1 protein-coding gene is annotated in these 254 nt (G+C 58.7%); it reads left to right on the top strand.

Translation table 11 applies throughout. The features are described 5' to 3' along the window. On the top strand, nucleotides 1–254 hold a 254-nt coding region (locus OGY67_RS00065; RefSeq protein WP_286573053.1), incomplete at both ends, for a DUF2931 family protein.

Genomic DNA, 254 nt, shown 5'->3' with positions numbered 1-254 from the left:
CAGTACATTGTCTTCTGCTGGGATTCCTATATTGACCAGCAGACCTATGAAACCAGCGCCGTCTTCGGCCCCGAAACCTGGCAGAGGATGAAAACACCTGCCGATCATACCCGCCCATCGGGCGCCCCTGTCTGGTACAACAGAATGGTGTTTGGCCTGTCTCCCGGCGGCAAGGTCAAAATCTGGTTTTCCGATGTCGCCGGACGCCCCAGCCTGCCGGTCACGCCCCTGAAACTGACAACCCGCTCCGGCAA

The sequence above is a fragment of the Citrobacter sp. Cpo015 genome (assembly GCF_030333035.1).
Lineage (GTDB): Bacteria > Pseudomonadota > Gammaproteobacteria > Enterobacterales > Enterobacteriaceae > Citrobacter > Citrobacter portucalensis.
The sequence above is the reverse complement of the archived record's forward strand: the minus strand, read 5'-3'. Positions and strand labels throughout refer to the sequence as shown.